At 71.2% G+C, this 15,518-nt stretch carries 22 protein-coding genes; 7 read left to right on the forward strand and 15 right to left on the reverse strand.

Annotated elements, in window-relative coordinates:
* The first annotated feature begins 33 nt into the window (after positions 1 to 33).
* Entirely contained in the window at positions 34 to 666 is a 633-nt protein-coding gene (locus OG738_RS35750; RefSeq protein ID WP_329047589.1) for a TetR/AcrR family transcriptional regulator, read from the forward strand.
* On the opposite strand, the gene trxA is transcribed toward OG738_RS35750, so the two are convergent.
* The 8 genes from trxA to OG738_RS35790 form a co-directional block, all read right to left on the reverse strand.
* Positions 647 to 982 (reverse strand): thioredoxin, encoded by a 336-nt coding sequence (trxA, locus tag OG738_RS35755; RefSeq protein WP_329047592.1) that lies wholly within the window; start codon positions 980 to 982, stop codon positions 647 to 649. The genes OG738_RS35750 and trxA overlap by 20 nt on opposite strands.
* Positions 983 to 993: 11 nt before the next feature.
* Positions 994 to 1,389, reverse strand: coding sequence for a MerR family transcriptional regulator (locus OG738_RS35760; protein WP_329047594.1), 396 nt, complete (start codon positions 1,387 to 1,389; stop codon positions 994 to 996).
* Positions 1,390 to 1,431: 42 nt separating this feature from the next.
* Positions 1,432 to 1,905 (reverse strand): bifunctional nuclease family protein, encoded by a 474-nt coding sequence (locus OG738_RS35765; RefSeq protein WP_009078856.1) that lies wholly within the window; start codon positions 1,903 to 1,905, stop codon positions 1,432 to 1,434.
* A gap of 216 nt (positions 1,906 to 2,121) precedes the next feature.
* On the reverse strand, positions 2,122 to 2,868 hold the full coding sequence (gene ftsR, locus OG738_RS35770) for a transcriptional regulator FtsR (protein ID WP_329047607.1): 747 nt from the start codon (positions 2,866 to 2,868) through the stop codon (positions 2,122 to 2,124).
* The gene (garA, locus tag OG738_RS35775; protein WP_072478754.1) at positions 2,865 to 3,335 is read right to left on the reverse strand and encodes a glycogen accumulation regulator GarA; all 471 of its coding nucleotides are present in this window, start codon (positions 3,333 to 3,335) and stop codon (positions 2,865 to 2,867) included. The genes ftsR and garA overlap by 4 nt, the downstream gene beginning before the upstream one ends.
* 137 nt (positions 3,336 to 3,472) lie before the next feature.
* The gene (gene gcvH / locus OG738_RS35780) at positions 3,473 to 3,859 is read right to left on the reverse strand and encodes a glycine cleavage system protein GcvH (protein WP_072478753.1); all 387 of its coding nucleotides are present in this window, start codon (positions 3,857 to 3,859) and stop codon (positions 3,473 to 3,475) included.
* A 101-nt stretch (positions 3,860 to 3,960) separates the two neighbouring features.
* Positions 3,961 to 4,581: a CDP-alcohol phosphatidyltransferase family protein gene (locus OG738_RS35785; protein WP_329047612.1), complete on the reverse strand. Its 621-nt coding sequence runs from the start codon at positions 4,579 to 4,581 to the stop codon at positions 3,961 to 3,963.
* 13 nt (positions 4,582 to 4,594) lie between these two features.
* Entirely contained in the window at positions 4,595 to 4,825 is a 231-nt protein-coding gene (locus tag OG738_RS35790) for a hypothetical protein (RefSeq protein ID WP_329047613.1), read from the reverse strand.
* A gap of 314 nt (positions 4,826 to 5,139) precedes the next feature.
* Between OG738_RS35790 and OG738_RS35795 the strand changes: the two genes are divergently transcribed.
* Together OG738_RS35795 and OG738_RS35800 are read left to right on the forward strand one after the other, a co-directional pair.
* Positions 5,140 to 5,649 carry a hypothetical protein gene (locus tag OG738_RS35795; RefSeq protein WP_329047616.1) on the forward strand — a complete coding sequence of 170 codons (510 nt, stop codon included), beginning with the start codon at positions 5,140 to 5,142 and terminating at the stop codon, positions 5,647 to 5,649.
* A 34-nt stretch (positions 5,650 to 5,683) separates the two neighbouring features.
* The gene (locus tag OG738_RS35800; protein WP_329047617.1) at positions 5,684 to 6,085 is read left to right on the forward strand and encodes a hypothetical protein; all 402 of its coding nucleotides are present in this window, start codon (positions 5,684 to 5,686) and stop codon (positions 6,083 to 6,085) included.
* Positions 6,086 to 6,121: 36 nt separating this feature from the next.
* Here OG738_RS35800 and OG738_RS35805 read toward each other — a convergent pair whose 3' ends face one another.
* Entirely contained in the window at positions 6,122 to 7,825 is a 1,704-nt protein-coding gene (locus tag OG738_RS35805) for an AMP-binding protein (protein ID WP_329047619.1), read from the reverse strand.
* A gap of 10 nt (positions 7,826 to 7,835) precedes the next feature.
* Complete coding sequence (locus OG738_RS35810; protein WP_329047621.1) at positions 7,836 to 8,678, reverse strand: crotonase/enoyl-CoA hydratase family protein; 843 nt, start codon at positions 8,676 to 8,678, stop codon at positions 7,836 to 7,838.
* Between the two features lie 135 nt (positions 8,679 to 8,813).
* Here OG738_RS35810 and OG738_RS35815 point away from each other — a divergent pair, with 135 nt between their 5' ends.
* The gene (locus tag OG738_RS35815) at positions 8,814 to 9,692 is read left to right on the forward strand and encodes an alpha/beta fold hydrolase (protein WP_329047623.1); all 879 of its coding nucleotides are present in this window, start codon (positions 8,814 to 8,816) and stop codon (positions 9,690 to 9,692) included.
* 270 nt (positions 9,693 to 9,962) lie between these two features.
* On the opposite strand, the gene cobA is transcribed toward OG738_RS35815, so the two are convergent.
* The 5 genes from cobA to rpmB form a co-directional block, all read right to left on the reverse strand.
* Positions 9,963 to 11,189, reverse strand: a complete 1,227-nt coding sequence (cobA, locus tag OG738_RS35820) for a uroporphyrinogen-III C-methyltransferase (protein WP_329047625.1) — start codon at positions 11,187 to 11,189, stop codon at positions 9,963 to 9,965.
* Positions 11,190 to 11,442: 253 nt separating this feature from the next.
* Positions 11,443 to 11,697 carry a 30S ribosomal protein S18 gene (rpsR, locus tag OG738_RS35825; protein ID WP_329047626.1) on the reverse strand — a complete coding sequence of 85 codons (255 nt, stop codon included), beginning with the start codon at positions 11,695 to 11,697 and terminating at the stop codon, positions 11,443 to 11,445.
* The gene (rpsN, locus tag OG738_RS35830; protein ID WP_329047627.1) at positions 11,694 to 11,999 is read right to left on the reverse strand and encodes a 30S ribosomal protein S14; all 306 of its coding nucleotides are present in this window, start codon (positions 11,997 to 11,999) and stop codon (positions 11,694 to 11,696) included. Before rpsN ends, rpsR begins: the two co-directional genes overlap by 4 nt.
* Positions 11,999 to 12,166, reverse strand: a complete 168-nt coding sequence (gene rpmG / locus OG738_RS35835; RefSeq protein ID WP_329047628.1) for a 50S ribosomal protein L33 — start codon at positions 12,164 to 12,166, stop codon at positions 11,999 to 12,001. Before rpmG ends, rpsN begins: the two co-directional genes overlap by 1 nt.
* Positions 12,166 to 12,402, reverse strand: a complete 237-nt coding sequence (rpmB, locus tag OG738_RS35840) for a 50S ribosomal protein L28 (RefSeq protein WP_329047630.1) — start codon at positions 12,400 to 12,402, stop codon at positions 12,166 to 12,168. Before rpmB ends, rpmG begins: the two co-directional genes overlap by 1 nt.
* A gap of 241 nt (positions 12,403 to 12,643) precedes the next feature.
* Here rpmB and OG738_RS35845 point away from each other — a divergent pair, with 241 nt between their 5' ends.
* From OG738_RS35845 to OG738_RS35855, 3 genes are read left to right on the forward strand one after another with little or no spacing between them, the layout of a single operon-like run.
* Positions 12,644 to 13,084, forward strand: coding sequence for a MarR family winged helix-turn-helix transcriptional regulator (locus OG738_RS35845; protein WP_329047632.1), 441 nt, complete (start codon positions 12,644 to 12,646; stop codon positions 13,082 to 13,084).
* Positions 13,081 to 14,772, forward strand: a complete 1,692-nt coding sequence (locus tag OG738_RS35850; RefSeq protein WP_329047634.1) for an MFS transporter — start codon at positions 13,081 to 13,083, stop codon at positions 14,770 to 14,772. The genes OG738_RS35845 and OG738_RS35850 overlap by 4 nt, the downstream gene beginning before the upstream one ends.
* The gene (locus OG738_RS35855; RefSeq protein WP_329047635.1) at positions 14,769 to 15,509 is read left to right on the forward strand and encodes a dienelactone hydrolase family protein; all 741 of its coding nucleotides are present in this window, start codon (positions 14,769 to 14,771) and stop codon (positions 15,507 to 15,509) included. Before OG738_RS35850 ends, OG738_RS35855 begins: the two co-directional genes overlap by 4 nt.
* Positions 15,510 to 15,518 lie beyond the last annotated feature (9 nt).

A 15,518-nucleotide genomic window follows, 5' to 3' on the forward strand; every position in this document is an offset into this window, starting at 1 on the left:
CGCGGTTTTACTCAGCCGAGTAACTTCTTACTCATGCAGGTAAACACCGACCTCATGGCGGAACTGGGGCTCAGCGGAACCGAGGCGGCCCGGCGAGCGCAGATCATCGGGGCGACCATCGGTGTCCTCGCCGACCTGGGGTACCGCAGGACGACGTTCGCCAAGATCAAGGAGCGGGCCGGCCTCAGCAGCACCCGGCTGATCTCCTACCACTTCACCACCAAGGCCGGCCTGATGCAGGCCGTCCTGAGCACGGTGGTCGAGACGAAGAGCGAGTTCCTGAAGGAACGCACCGGCGGCGGAGTGGACCCGGCGGACCGCCCGGGCTACCTGCGCGCCCACATCGAGACGTCGATCGCGTTCCTTCGCGCGTACCCGGAGTGCGTCCGTGTGCTGACCGAGCTGTCGGCCAACGCGGACGACGCCGACGGCTGGTCGATGACGAAGGTGCTGGTCGACGACATGCGCGTGCACGGCCTCGCCCGCCAGCTCAAGCAGGGTCAGGCCGAAGGGGTGTTCGGCGAGTTCACGCCGGAGGTGATGGCGATGTCCGTCGCGCAGGCGATCGACGGGGTGGCCGCGGCGTACGCGGCCGACCCGTCGCTCGACCTGGAGAAATACGGGCGCGAAGTGGCGGACACCTTCGTCAAAGCGACGGCACCGTGAGGGCCCGGTCGAGGCGGTCCTCGATGCGGGCCTTCGGGAACGCGCCGACGATCGTCTCGACCGGCTCGCCGCCCGAGAACAGGATCATCGTCGGCAGCGACATGACCTGGTAGGAGCGGGTGGTCTCCGGGTTCTCGTCGGCGTTGATCTTGCGGACGGCGAGCTTCCCGGCCCGCTCGGCGGCCAGCTGCTCCAGCACGGGGCCGACCATCCGGCAGGGGCCGCACCAGGTGGCCCAGAACTCGACCAGCACCGGGACATCGCCGGCGAGTACCTCGGGGAACGTGCTGTCGGTGACTTCGAGGACTTCGGACACGGGGGTCTCCTTCAGGGGCGCGGGGAAGCGGGCACGACACACGGATCGGGCGCTTGCCGGGCGAGCGCGCCGACGAGCTTCGCGGCAAGTTCCGCCCGGATTCCGCCAAGGCGGGCGAGGAGCGCGTCGGCTTCTTCGAGCTTGCGCCGGTAGACCTCGATCGAACTCGCGCAGGAGTCCCCGGTCTCGTGGCCGCTGCGCAGGCACTCGACGAAGGGGCGGGTCTCCTCGAGGGTCAGGCCGACCGTCTGCAGGGTCTGGATCTCCTTGACCAGCTGCAGGTCTTCGTCGTCGTACTCGCGGTAGCCGTTCGCCGCGCGACGGGCCGCCAGGAGACCCTGGGCCTCGTAAAACCGCAGCGCACGGGTGGTGACACCCGTGCGCTGCGCAAGCTCTCCGATCCGCATGCCTCCGACGCTAGACGTTGACGTCCGCGTCAAGGCAAGTTCCTACGTGTCCGCTCCGCGGAAGTCTTCCGGAGACACGGAGTCGAGGAACTCGCGGAACTTCTCGACCTCGTCCTCCTGCTCGTCCGGGATGATCAGGCCCGCCTCCTCCAGCACCGCGTCCACGGCGTGGATGGGGACGCCGATCCGCAGGGCCAGCGCGACCGAGTCGCTCGGCCGGGCGGACACCCGGATGTCGCCGTCGAACACGAGCTCCGCGAAGAACGTGCCTTCCTTGAGGTCGGTGATGACGACCTGCTCGAGCTCCCGGCCGAGTGCCCCGATGACCTCTTTCAGCAGGTCATGCGTGAGCGGACGGGCCGGCCGGACTCCCTGTTGCTCCAAGGCGATGGCGGTGGCTTCGACCGAGCCGATCCAGATCGGCAGGTACCGTTCACCCTCGGTCTCCCGCAGCAACAAGATCGGCTGATTCGCGGGCAGCTCGACCCGCACACCGACGACGCGCATCTCGCTCATCGGGCTTCGCCTCCCTCTCGTGCACACGGGCCCAAACGCTGGAACGGCTCGACGCCGCCACTGCCGACGCTACCCGTCATCCCTGCGCTGTGCTCGCTGTCGAGACTATCTCGGTTCGCCTGCCGCAAACCCTTGCCTTCACGGTACGGCATGCGGCACCGAACATTCAGTCATTGACATGGGACCGCAAAGAGGATCTCACTGCCCCGTTACGGCTCAACACCCCGTGACGCCGCGGATTCCCGCCTTGACGAGGAGCGTGTGGAGGGTCACGGACAGTGCCGCGAGCTCGCGGACGACCTCGTCCGCCCTCGACTTCGCTTCCGGGTCACGGTGCCGATACACCGGTGTCACGATCTGCTCCAGCAACCCGACCTCGCGGTCGGCCGCGGCGCGGAAGGCACGCAGGTGTCTCGGCTCGATACCGAATTCGGTCATCGCCTTCACCGTCCGCGCGACCAGCACCGCGTCGGGGTCGAAGAACCCCGCGGGACCGGACCGGACGAGGCCGTACTGCTGCAGCTCGGCCAGCGCCGGCGCGTCGATGCCGGCCCGCTCCAGAAGCTCCTCCTGGGTCAGGCGCAGCTCCTTGCCGGCGGCGAAGTCCTCCGCCACCGGCAGGCCGACGTTGTCCGCCGGGGCGTCGATCGGTACCAGCCGGCGCGGCGGGCGGGGCAGGGCCGCGGCGGGCTCGGCGCCCGAATCCGCCGCGTCCAGCTGCTCCTTGATGACCTTCAACGGGAGGTAGTGGTCCCGCTGGGCGGCCAGGACGAACCGCAGGCGCTCCACGTCCGCCGCGGCGAACTGCCGGTACCCCGAAGCCGTCCGGCCCGGTTGGACCAGGCCTTCCGCTTCGAGGAACCGGATCTTGGAGATGGTGACATCGGGGAAGTCCCCGCGCAGCTGCGCGAGTACCGCCCCGATGCTCAGTCCGTGGTTCTGTGGCCGCCCGGCCGCCGTCACTGCGCCCCCTGGCCCCCGTGACCCGGGCCGGTCAGGAAGACCAGGCGGAACTTCCCGATCTGCACCTCGTCGCCCCCGGCGAGGACGGCCTGGTCGACCGGCTCGCGGTTGACGTAGGTGCCGTTGAGGCTGCCGACGTCGATGACGACGAACTCGCCGCCCTCACGCCGGAACTCGGCGTGCCGGCGGGAGACCGTGACGTCGTCGAGGAAGATGTCGCTGTCCGGGTGCCGCCCGGCGCTGGTGGTGTCGCGGTCGAGCAGGAACCGCGAACCCGCGTTGGGCCCGCGCTTCACGACCAGCAGGGCCGAACCGGGCGGCAGGGCGTCGACGCCCTGGACCGGTGCCTCCGCGGCCGGGGCGGACTCGTGGCCTTCGGCTTCGGCCAGGAAGTCGGCCCGGAAGACAGAGGTCCGCTCCGGAGACTGCTCCGGGGGAACGCCGCCGGGCCCGTCGTTCGTGCTCACCTGAGCTCTCCTCCACACATGCTGTGTTGCCTAGTACTCAAGAACGTGTAGCTGCCAACGTACCGTGCCTGATCGATTCTCCGAGCCCCGGCTCCCCGAACCGGCGCAGTGCCGGTCCGGGCGGCCCGGAGCGCGGCTCAGCCCTTGGTCAGGGCGTCGTACGCCTCGGCTTCGAGCAGCGCTTCGAGCCCCGCCGGGTCGTCGAGACGGATCTCGATCAGCCAGCCCTCGCCGTAGGGGTCGCTGTTGATCAGCTCGGGCGAGTCGGCGACGGCGTCGTTGACCGCGACGACCTCCCCGTCGACCGGCGCGAACAGCTCGGACACGCTCTTCGTCGACTCGACCTCGCCGAAGACGTCGCCCGCGCTCACCTGGCGGCCGACCTCGGGCAGGTCGACGAACACGACGTCGCCGAGCTGGTCCTGCGCGTACTCGGTGATGCCGACGCGGACGAGGGTGTCCTCGCCGCGGGTGGCGACCCACTCGTGTTCCTCGGTGTAGCGAAGCTCTTCAGGAGCGGACACCGCCGGTCCCCTTTCATGCCCTCACTGGCGAAAACGTGCTGGGCGAAGTCTTACACCCACACGGCGCAGCCGCCGGGCACGCCCCGGGAAAGGGGTCGCGCTCAGTCGTCATCGGCGCCGCGCAGCGCGGCGCGGGCCTGCACGACGTAGAGCACGCCCGACCAGACGTAGAGGACCCCGCCCCAGATGGTGAAGGCGTACCCGATCGGCCGGGCGACCGCGGCGACGTCCGAGCCGCCCTGCGCGAGCAGCAGGAACGGGAAGGCGTACATCAGCACGAACGTCGCGCCCTTGCCGATGTAGGTCACCTCGGGCGGGGCGAAGCCGCGGCGGCGCAGGGTCAGCACGCAGACGCCGAGCACGGCCTCGCGCAGCACCAGCGGCACCACGACCCACCAGGGGATGATGTCGCGGACCAGGAACGCGATGAGCGTCGCGAGGATGTAGAGCCGGTCGGCCGCCGGGTCGAGGAGCCGGCCCAGCCGGGACATCTGGTTGAGCCAGCGGGCCAGCTTGCCGTCGAGCCAGTCGGTCAGCGCACTGAAGACCAGCAGGGCGAGCGCCCAGCCGTCCTCCCGCGGCCCCAGCAGCAGCCACAGGAACACCGGCACGCCGGCCAGCCGCAGCAGCGACAGCATGTTGGGGACGTTGAAGGCCTGCTTCAGCAGGGACGGCTCGGCGGCGCTCGCCTGAGCGGCGGGTTCGGGTGCGGCGGTGCTCACCCGGCCAGCGTAGTCAGCAGGCGCGGCGGCGGCTCCAGCCGCGCCGCTGCAGTTCGGCGCTGCTCAGCGCCTCGGGACGGCCCCGGTAGTCGGTGCCCATCCAGCGGGTGCGGCCGGGGCGCGCCTCGAGGACGTACGGGCGCCCGCAGCACCAAACGACGCTGCTGGGGACGGTCGGCGGGCCGGCCGGGCCGGTGGTCTCGTCGGTGCTGGCTTCGGGGCTGGTCACAGCGTCGGCGTTCATCGCTCTCACGGGCTCGGGACGGGCGTCGGGGACGGGAAGCTCTTCGGCCTCCACCAAGATCTTCGGCGCGCGGGGCCGGAGTGTTAACCGGCGCGGCCGGAATTAGACCGATCGATTCTTGATGGCAGCGTGAGGTTTCGGAGCGTGAACGGAATGTTAAACGTCCATTGTGGACATTCTGCCGGCGGCCACCGGACCGGGCCGCCACCCGGCTGGAGTAATCTGCCGCACACCTGTGGGCGAGCCGGTCCACGGGCCCCGGCCCGGATGGGCCAGAATGACCGGGCCAGCCTGACCGGGGAGGAACGATCGCGGTGCCCCACCCGACCACCACGAGGACGTGGCGGCCGTTGCTCGCCGCCTGCCTCGCCGTGCCCGCGCTCGCGGCCTGCTCCGCCGAGCCCGCCGCGCAGGCGCCGCCGTCGTCCACGGCCGTCACGACTTCGGCGGCTCCGGCGTCTTCGACCACCGCTCCCCCGCCGCCGCCCGCCGGCAGCAGCTCGTCCGCGCCCGCGCCGGTGACGAAGCCGGCCGGCGTGCCGCCGTCGGTGCCCGGGTCCTGCGGCACGGTGACCGCCGCCAGCGGGCTGACGCTCTACGTGTTCGACAGCGGCTCCGCCGGCGTCAGCTGCGCCGCCGCGACGAAGCTCGTCGGCGACTTCCACCGCAAGATCGCCGGGCGCCAGGGCGCCGGGTCGAACGACGCGGTGAACGAGACCGTCGACGGCTGGCTGTGCACGTCCGGGCCGCCGGCCGCCCAGGGCGGCACCACCTGCACCAAGGGCGAGCAGACGGTGTTCGCCGCCGTCGTGCCGTCCGAGTGAGCCATCCCGATCCGTTCCCGCTCCTGAAGGGCCCATGAAGACACTCGCGTACCCCCTGCTGCTCGTCGCCGCTTCCGCCGTCCTGGCCGGCTGCGGCGGTGGCGACCCGGCGCCCGCCGCGCCCTCGTCCCCGGCTGCGGCGGTCCCGGCCGCGGCCGCCGCGGCGGCGTCGACCGCCCCGGGCGTGCCGTGCGGCGACGTCACCGGCGCGGGCGGCGCGAAGACGGCGGTCGTCGCGCACGGCCAGGTCGACTGCGCGGCCGCGGCGAAGCTCCTGAAGGACTACTTCGCGAAGCTGACCCCGGCCGAGGCGGCCTCCGCCGACGGCCCCGGCCCGGTCGTCCTCGACGAGTGGACGTGCGGCAGCGGCCCGAACGACCCGGTGACCGTCTGCTCCACCGAAGACGGCCGCCAGGTCGAGGGCACCCGCGCCTGACGAGCGGACCGGGACGCGAGGAGCGTCCCCGCCGGCTCAGCCCTTGAGGTCCGGGAAGTCCTCTTCGCGGTACTCGGTTCCCTCGGCGCGCTTCGGGTCGCTCTCGCGCCCACGCAGTTCGACGCGGCGGATCTTGCCCGAGATCGTCTTCGGCAGCTCCGCGAACTCGAGCCGCCGGATCCGCTTGTACGGCGCCAGGTGCTCGCGGCAGTACGCGAGGATCGCCTTCGCCGTGTCGGCCGTCGGCTCGTGGCCGGGCGCCAGCACGACGTACGCCTTGGGCACCGCGAGCCGGATCGGGTCGGGCGCCGGGACGACCGCCGCCTCGGCGACGGCCTCGTGCTCGATCAGCACGCTCTCCAGCTCGAACGGCGAGATCCGGTAGTCCGACGCCTTGAACACGTCGTCGGTGCGCCCGACGTAGGTGATGTAGCCGCGTTCGTCGACCGAACCGACGTCACCGGTGTGGTAGAAGCCGCCCGCGAAGGCCGCCGACGTGCGCTCGTCGTCGCCGGCGTAGCCGGTCATCAGGCCCACCGGCCGGTGCCGCAGGTCGAGGCAGATCTCGCCTTCCGACGCCCGCTCGCCGCTGACCGGGTCGACCAGCGCCACCACGAACCCGGGCAGCGGGCGGCCCATCGAGCCGGGCACGACGTCCTGGCCGGGCGTGTTGGCGATCTGGACGCTGCTCTCGGTCTGGCCGAAACCGTCGCGGATCGTGACGCCCCACGACTTCCGGACCTGCTCGATCACCTCGGGATTCAGCGGCTCGCCCGCCCCGACGACCTTCTTCGGCGGGGTCTTGAGCGCCGTCAGGTCGGCCTGGATGAGCATCCGCCACACCGTCGGCGGCGCGCAGAAGCTCGTCACGCCGCACCGGTCCATCTGGGCCAGCAGCGCGCCCGCGTCGAACCGGTTGTAGTTGTAGAGGAACACCGTCGCTTCGGCGTTGAACGGGGCGAAGAAGTTGCTCCACGCGTGCTTCGCCCAGCCGGGCGAGGAGATGTTCAGGTGGACGTCGCCCGGCTCCAGCCCGATCCAGTACATCGTGGACAGGTGGCCCACCGGGTACGAGACGTGCGTGTGCTGCACCAGCTTCGGCTTCGCCGTCGTACCGGAGGTGAAGTAGAGCAGCAGCGGGTCGGCGGCCTTCGTCGGTCCGTCCGGGGCGAACTCCGGCGACTGCGCGAACGCGGCCGAGTACGGCTGCCAGCCCTCGACCGGCTCGCCGACCGCGATCCGCGTGTAGTCGCCCTCGACGCCGTCGAACTTCGGCGCGTCCACCGAGCGGACCACGACGTGCCTGGCCGCGCCGCGCTCGACGCGGTCGGTGAGGTCGGCCGGGCCGAGCAGCGTGGACGCCGGGATGATCACGGCGCCGAGCTTGATCGCGGCGAGGAACGTCTCCCACAGTTCGCCCTGGTTGCCCAGCATGAGGATCAGCCGGTCGCCGCGGCGGACGCCGAGGGTCCGCAGCCAGTTCGCCACCTGGTTGGACCGGCCGGACAGCTCCGGGTAGGTCCACCGGTTCTCGGTGCCGTCCTCCTCGACGATCCACAGCGCGTACCGCTCGGCGTTGTCGGGATCGTGCGCGACGACGTCGAACCAGTCGATCGCCCAGTTGAACTCGTCGAGTTCCGGCCAGGCGAAGTCCCGGTACGCCGTGTCGTAGTCCTCGCGGTGGGCCTGCAGGTAGTCCCGCGCGACGCGGAACGCGTGGTGGACCTCCGAAGCGGTCACAGTGCCTCCTTCATTCGCCCTTGAACTCCGGCGGGCGACGCTCCATGAACGCCTGGACCGCTTCGCCGAGGTCCTTGCTGGGCAGGAACGCCGAGTTCCACGCCGCGACGTACCGGAGGCCGTCGGCGACCTGGCGCTCGGTGTTCGTCGCCAGTACCTGCTTCGTACCCTGCACCACGAGCGGCGGGTTCGCAGCGATCTCCCCGGCGAGTTCCCGCGCGGCCTCGAGCAGCGTCTCCTGGTCGGCGCGGACGTCGTTGACGAGGCCGATCTTCTCGGCGCGGGCCGCGTCGATGTCCTTGCCGGTCAGCGCGAGCTCTCGCAGGTGACCCTCGCCGACGATCGAGGCGAGCCGCTGGAGGCTGCCGAGGTCGGCCACGATGGCGACGCGCACCTCGCGGACGCTGAACTTGGCGTCGGCGCTGGCCAGCCGGATGTCCGCGGCGGCGACGACGTCGACCCCACCCCCGATGCACCAGCCCGAAACCGCCGCGATGACCGGTTTGCGGCATTCCGCGATCGAGCTGACCGCCGCCTGCAGCGACCGGACCTGGTCGAGGAACGCCGTGCGCGGCCCGGCCAGGTTGTCCCCGCCGAGCATCGGCGCCCAGTCGCCCATCATCGCCGGCAGGTCGAGGCCGTAGGAGAAGTGCTTGCCGCTGCCGGTCAGCACCACGGCCCTGACCTGCGGGTCGGCGTCCAGCGCGCGGAAGACCAGCGGCAGCTCGCGCCAGAAGTCCGGCCCCATCGCGTTGCCCTTCGACGGGCCGAGGAGCGTCACTTCGGCCACGGGGCCGGCGACGTCGACCTTGAGGGAGACGAGGTCGGGCAGACTGTCAGCAGTAGCGGTCATGGGGTCATCTTCACCCATGCCCGTGACGAGCCGCCATTGGCACGTCGTCAATTGACGCCGGTGTCACTGTGCCAACGTGGTCAGGGGATGTTTTCCTGGACACAGGTGACCACGACGCGGGGAGGACGGTGGGACATGAGCCCGGCCGGCAGCGCGACCCTGATCGAGCCCGAACCCCCGGCCGCCCCGGCGCGGCGGGCGTCCCGGCCGATCGAGCTGACCGGCTCGTTCGACCACGAGGGGCACCGGCTCTGGTACACGGAGTTCGGCAGCGGCGACAAGGTCGTGGTGCTGACGCACGGCATCATGCTGACCCGCCGGATGCACGCGCCGCTCGCGCGCCGGCTGGCCCGCGCCGGGTTCCGCGTCGTCACGCTCGACCTGCTCGGCCACGGCGACTCCGACCGGCCGACCGAGTCGTGGCTGTACTCGATGCCGTCGTTCGCCGAGCAGACGCTCGCCTTGCTGGACCACCTCGAAGTGGAGTCCGCGGTGGTCGGTGGGACGTCACTCGGCGCGAACGTCTCGCTCGAAGTGGCGGTGTCGGCGCCTTCGCGGGTCCGCGGGCTGATCGTCGAGATGCCGGTGCTGGACAACGCGATCGTCGCGGGCCTGATCACGTTCGCGCCGCTGCTGATGGCGGCCCGGTTCCTGCCGGTGACGGTCCAGGCGGTGGCGCTCGTGGCGTCCCTGGTCCCGCACGGCAACCAGTGGGTCGACGTCGTCACGGACACGCTCTCCCAGCGCCCGGCCCCGATGGCGGCGCTGCTGCACGGCGTCCTGTTCGGCCGCATCGCGCCCCCGAAGTCGGTGCGCCGCAAGATCACGACGCGCGCGCTGGTGATCGGCCACCAGGGCGACCCGATCCACCCGTTCGGTGACGCGGACACGCTGGCGGTCGACATGCCGGAGGCGGAGTTCGTCCAGGCCCGCAGCCCGGTCGAGCTGCGCCTGGACCCGACCCGCCTGTCGGACGCGATCCGCGACTTCGCCGCGAGCTGCTACGACGACTGAATCGGCGTCAACCCGGCTCTCGCGTGATCAGAGCCGGAACTCGCGTGATCGGGCACGTATCTCACGTGATCGGGCGCGCATCTCGCGTGCTTAGCGGGGCATCTCACGTGATTGGAGGGGCATCTCACGTGATTGGAGGGGCATCGGGGTGATGCCCCTCTGATCACGCGTGATGCCCGCTGGAACACACGTGATGCCCCGGTCGCGCGCGCTTCGTCCGCACCGCCGACCGGGCTCCGCCGCGGTGCGGGAAGGCGCAGAGCGTCAGCGCTACGAGGACCGGACCGGCGACAAGCCGGCCACCGGGCCGACCACGATGATCGCCGGGGGGCGGACTCCGGAGGCCGCCGCGTCGGTGACCACGGTGTCCAAAGTGGACCGCAACGTGCGCTGGGTGCGCATCGTGCCGTCCTCGATGATCGCCACCGGGGTGTCCGCCGGGCGGCCGCCGTCGAGCAGGGCCTTGGCGAACTGCGGGAGGCGCTCCACGCCCATCATCAGCACGATCGTGCCGCGCATGCGGGCGAGCAGGTCCCAGTCGACCAGGGACCGGTCGTCGCCCGGGGCGACGTGGCCGGAGACCACCACCACCTCGTGCGCCACCCCGCGGTGGGTGACCGGGACGTCCGCCACCGCCGGGACGGCGAACGCGCTCGTGATGCCCGGGACCATCGTCACCGGGACGCCCGCCTCGGCGCAGGCCAGCACCTCTTCGAAGCCACGGCCGAACAGGTACGGGTCGCCGCCCTTGAGCCGGACGACGAACTTGCCCTCCTTGGCCCGCTCGATCAGCGTCCGGTTGATGACGTCCTGGCTGGCCGCACGGCCATAAGGGATCTTCGCGGCGTCGACGACCTCGACCTCGGGCGCCAGCTCGTCCAGCAGCTCGCGCGGGGCCAGCCGGTCGACGACCACGACGTCCGCGCGCGACAGCAGCCGGCGGCCGCGGACCGTGATCAGCTCCGGGTCGCCCGGGCCGCCGCCGACCAGGGCCACGCCCGGCAGGACGCCTTCCGGATGCGGCTGACGGCCGTCCTCGATCGTCCCGTTGTGCAGGCCGTCCAGCACCGAGTCGCGGACCGCGGCCGAGCGCAGGGGCTCGCCGCCCGAGAGCACGCCGAACAGCAGGCCGCCGTGCCGCCCGGACGCCGGGGTCACCGCGCTGCCCGACTCGCCTTCGTCGGCGCGGACGCAGAACACCCGCTCACGCTCGGCCTCGGCGCAGATCTCGGCGTTCACGGCCGGGTCGTTCGTGCAGGCCAGCGCGTACCAAGCGTCCTTCAGATCACCGGCGGCGTAGCGGCGTTCGTGCCAGACCAGCTCGCCGGCGTCCACCATCCCCTGCACCGACGGCGTCGTGTGCGGCGACACCAGTTCGACGCGGGCACCCGCGCTGATCAGCCGGGGCAGCCGTCGCTGCGCGACCGAGCCGCCGCCGAACAGCACGACGCGGCGGCCGGACAGCTGGAGGCCGGAGAGGTAGTGCGGGTCGTCCATGGGCGGGAGTTTATTGGCGGTTCACCCGCGCGCCAGCCCAGCGTGGGTCACGCCACGCCGGAGACCGGCCGGGCGGGCGGGCGTCGCCGACCTGCGGGCGCGACGCCCGGACCCGGTCACCCACGGCACAAGCCTCACGGGAGCGCGCCCCCGACCAGCTCGCGGGACGGTCGGCGGTCAGCGTGACGGCGACGGTGCTCAGCCGGACTTCGGGCCGCCAGGCGTGACCCGCCCGGCGGCCCGCAGCCGTACTTCAGCTCGCGCGCCCCGATGCCGGATACGGCAGCAGGGCCATCTCACGCGCGTTCTTGATCGCCGTGGCGACCTGTTTCTGTTGCTGCGGGGTCAATCCCGTCACGCGGCGGGCGCGGATCTTGCCGCGGTCGGAGATGAACTTCCGCAGCAGGTCGGCGTCCTTCCAGTCGACGTGGGTGATCTTGTGGGCGTGCAGCAGGTTCACCTTGCGCTTGGCCGGGCGGTCGCGGTGTGGCTTCGGCATCCGGCTCACCAGCTCGACTTCGTGACGCCCGGCAGCTCGCCACGGTGCGCGGCGGCCCGCATCTTCACCCGCGACAACCCGAACTTGCGCAGGTAGCCGCGCGGCCGCCCGTCGGCCGCGTCCCGGTTGCGGATCCGGGTCGGGCTCGCGTCGCGCGGCAGCTTCTGCAGCGCGACCACCGCCTCGGCCTTCTCCCCCGGGGACGACGACGGCGAGGCGATGACGGACTTCAGCGCACGACGGCGTTCCACGTACCGCGCGGCGATCACCTTGCGCTGCTCGTTCTTCGCGATCTTGGACTTCTTGGCCATCAGCGCTCTTCCTTGAACTCGACGTGCCTGCGCGCGACCGGGTCGTACTTGCGCAGGACCATCCGGTCCGGGTCGTTGCGGCGGTTCTTCCTCGTGACGTACGTGTAGCCGGTACCCGCGGTGGACCGCAGCTTGACCACCGGGCGGACGTCGGTGCTCTTCGCCACTACAGCTTCACTCCCCTTGCCTTCAGTTCGGTCACGACGGCCTCGATGCCCCGCTTGTCGATCGTCTTCATGCCCTTGACCGACACCCGCAGCCGCACCCAGCGGCCCTCACTGGGCACGAAATAGCGACGGTTCTGCAGATTCGGCTCCCACCGCCGCGACGTGCGGCGATGCGAGTGCGAGACCTGCTTGCCGTAGCCCGGCTTGCGGCCGGTGACCTGGCACACGGCGGACACGGACCCTCCCGAGTTGATAGTGGTTTTCGTTTTCATCTACTCTACGCACCGTACCCCGCCGCATTCCCGGAGCCCCCGTGACCCCCAAGCGTGGACAGCGCCGGCCAGGTCGAATGGTCCCGCGGCGGCTGATGAAGCACTTCCACGCGTCACGGTGCCGGTCGCCGGGCAAAACGTCCTCGCTTACCCGTTAGGGCCGGTCCGTCCGGGTTGATCAACCCAGGTTTATCAGTCTAGGTTGATGATCGTGACGGACGAGGAGCTCCTCCAGGCGAGCGCCGACCTGCGCGTCGCGCTGGGCCGGCTGATCCGGCGGTTGCGCAAGGGGTACGTCGTCGGGGAGCTGACGCTGCCCGAACGGTCCGTGCTCTCCCGGCTCGATCGCGAAGGGGCGGCCACCCCCGGCTGTCTCGCCGACCTCGAACGCGTGAAGCCGCAGGCCATGGGTGTCACCCTCGCCGGGCTCGTCGACCGCGGGCTCGTCGGACGGCGCAAGGACGACTCCGACGGCCGCAAGGTGCTGATGTCGGTCACCGAAGCCGGCGTCCGGCTGCTCACCGATCGCCGTTCGCAGACCACCCGGCAGATGGCCACCGCGCTGGCCGAGAAGTTCACCGTGGCCGAGCAGCGCAAGCTCGTCGCCGCGATCCCGCTGATCGAGCGGCTGGCGGACGAGCTGTGACCGTCACCGAAACCCCGAGCCGCTACAAGTGGGTTGCGCTCTCCAACACGACACTCGGCGTGCTGATGTCCGCGCTCGACGGCTCGATCGTGATCATCTCGCTGCCGGCGATCTTCCGCGGCATCGGCCTCGACCCGCTGGCCCCGGGCAACATCGGCTACCTGCTCTGGATGATCCTCGGCTACCTGCTGGTGCAGGCCGTGCTGGTGGTGACGCTCGGGCGGCTCGGCGACATGTTCGGCCGCGTCAAGATGTACAACCTCGGCTTCGTCGTGTTCAGCGTCGCGTCGGTGGCGCTGTCGTTCGACCCGTTCCACGCCGGCGGCGGCGCGCTCTGGCTGATCGGCTGGCGGGTCGTGCAGGCCGTCGGCGGGTCGATGCTGACGGCGAACTCGGCCGCCATCCTCACCGACGCCTTCCCGGCCGAGCAGCGCGGAATGGCGCTGGGCGTCAACCAGATCACCGCGCTCGCCGGGCAGTTCCTCGGCCTGGTCGTCGGCGGCCTGCTCGCCGAGATCGACTGGCGCGCGGTGTTCTGGGTGAGCGTCCCGTTCGGGCTGTTCGGCACGATCTGGTCGATCCGCAGCCTCCGCGAGGCCGGCACGCCGAAGCGCGCGAAGGTCGACTGGGGCGGCAACATCACCTTCGCGGCCGGGACCGCTGTGCTGCTGGCCGCGATCACCTACGGCATCCAGCCCTACGGCGGCGCCGCCACCGGCTGGGGCAGTCCGTGGGTGCTCGGCGGGATCGGCGCCGGCGTGCTGCTGCTCCTGCTGTTCGGCGTCATCGAGACCCGCGTCGCCGCGCCGATGTTCCACCTGGGGCTGTTCAAGATCCGCGCGTTCGCCGCGGGGAACATCGCCGCGTTGCTGACCTCGGTCGCCCGGGGTGGCATGCAGTTCATGCTCATCATCTGGCTGCAGGGGATCTGGCTGCCCCTGCACGGCTTCGACTACGAGCGGACGCCGTTGTGGGCGGGCATCTACCTGCTGCCGCTGACCGTCGGGTTCCTCCTCGCGGGGCCGGTGTCGGGCTACCTGTCCGACCGGTTCGGCGCAAGGCTGTTCTCCACCGGCGGGCTGCTGCTCGTCGCGGCGGCCTTCCTCGGGCTCTTGGCGCTGCCAGTGGACTTCCCCTACCCGGCGTTCGCCGCGCTGCTCGTGGTCAGCGGCATCGGGCAGGGCATGTTCTCCGCGCCGAACACGTCCGCGATCATGAGCAGCGTGCCGACCGAGCAGCGCGGGGTCGCCTCCGGCATGCGGGCGACCTTCCAGAATTCCGGCACGTCGCTGTCCATCGGCGTGTTCTTCTCGCTGATGATCGCCGGGCTGGCTTCTTCGCTGCCGCAGACGTTGACCAGCGGCCTGCAGGCGCACGGCGTCCCGGCGTCGGTCGCCGACGGCGTCGCGCAGCTGCCGCCGGTGAGCACGCTGTTCGCGGCGTTCCTCGGCAGCAACCCGGTCGGGCACCTGCTCGGCCCGGACGTCCTTTCCGGACTGTCGCCGGCCGACCGGTCGGCGCTGACCGGCGGGGAGTTCTTCCCGCGACTGGTGTCCGGCCCGTTCCACCACGGCCTGGTGGTCGTGTTCACGGCGGCCGCGGTGATGGCCGTCGTCGCCGCGGTGGCGTCCGCCTCGCGCGGCGCGCGGTACTTCCACACCCCCGAGGGATCGAAGGAGTCTCAATGACCGACGAGATCGTCGCCGGGACCGTCACCATCACCGGCCACGGCGGTGACGAGCTCGAGGCCTACCTGGCCAAGCCCACCGACACGACCCCGCGCGGCGGCGTCGTGGTGATCCACCACCTGCCCGGCTACGACGCGGCGACGAAGGAGATGGTGCGCCGCTTCGCCGTCGAGGGCTACAACGCGCTCTGCCCCAACCTGTACACCCGCGAAGCGCCGGGCGCGGACCCGGACGACGCGGCCGCCACGGTCCGCGCGGCCGGCGGCGTCCCGGACGACCGGCTGGTCGGCGACGTCTCCGGCGCCGCGGACTACCTCCGCGCCCTGGAGAACGCGAACGGTCGCGTGGGCGTCATCGGACACTGCTCCGGCGGGCGCCACGCGTTCCTCGCCGGCTGTTCCCTGGACCTCGACGCGGCGGTCGACTGCTACGGCGCGTTCGTCGTCAACGACCCGCCCGAGTCCATGAAGATGATGAAGCCGCTGCTCGGCATGGCTTCGCAGCTGTCGTGCCCGCTGCTGGGCATCTTCGGTGCCGACGACCAGTTCCCGAGCCCCGACGAGGTCGCGGTGCTGGCGGCCGAGCTGGAGAAGCTGGGCAAGGAGCACGAGTTCCACACGTACGCGGGCGCCGGCCACGCGTTCTTCGCCGTCGACCGCCCGAGCTACCGGCCGGAAGCCGCGAAGGACGGCTGGGAACGCATTCTCGACTTCTACTCCCGCACCCTCACCGCCTGAGAGGACTCG

Source organism: Amycolatopsis sp. NBC_01488 (genome assembly GCF_036227105.1).
Taxonomy (GTDB): Bacteria; Actinomycetota; Actinomycetes; order Mycobacteriales; family Pseudonocardiaceae; genus Amycolatopsis.

Excerpts from the sequence above, each read along its gene's own strand:
- OG738_RS35750 (WP_329047589.1), top strand. The coding sequence starts at position 34 with ATGCAGGTAAACACCGACCTCATGGCGGAACTGGGGCTCAGCGGAACC.
- OG738_RS35760 (WP_329047594.1), bottom strand. The coding sequence starts at position 1,389 with ATGCGGATCGGAGAGCTTGCGCAGCGCACGGGTGTCACCACCCGTGCG.
- OG738_RS35765 (WP_009078856.1), bottom strand. The coding sequence starts at position 1,905 with ATGAGCGAGATGCGCGTCGTCGGTGTGCGGGTCGAGCTGCCCGCGAAT.
- OG738_RS35790 (WP_329047613.1), bottom strand. The coding sequence starts at position 4,825 with ATGAACGCCGACGCTGTGACCAGCCCCGAAGCCAGCACCGACGAGACC.
- OG738_RS35800 (WP_329047617.1), top strand. The coding sequence starts at position 5,684 with ATGAAGACACTCGCGTACCCCCTGCTGCTCGTCGCCGCTTCCGCCGTC.
- OG738_RS35810 (WP_329047621.1), bottom strand. The coding sequence starts at position 8,678 with ATGACCGCTACTGCTGACAGTCTGCCCGACCTCGTCTCCCTCAAGGTC.
- OG738_RS35815 (WP_329047623.1), top strand. The coding sequence starts at position 8,814 with ATGAGCCCGGCCGGCAGCGCGACCCTGATCGAGCCCGAACCCCCGGCC.
- cobA (WP_329047625.1), bottom strand. The coding sequence starts at position 11,189 with ATGGACGACCCGCACTACCTCTCCGGCCTCCAGCTGTCCGGCCGCCGC.
- rpsN (WP_329047627.1), bottom strand. The coding sequence starts at position 11,999 with ATGGCCAAGAAGTCCAAGATCGCGAAGAACGAGCAGCGCAAGGTGATC.
- OG738_RS35845 (WP_329047632.1), top strand. The coding sequence starts at position 12,644 with ATGATCGTGACGGACGAGGAGCTCCTCCAGGCGAGCGCCGACCTGCGC.
- OG738_RS35855 (WP_329047635.1), top strand. The coding sequence starts at position 14,769 with ATGACCGACGAGATCGTCGCCGGGACCGTCACCATCACCGGCCACGGC.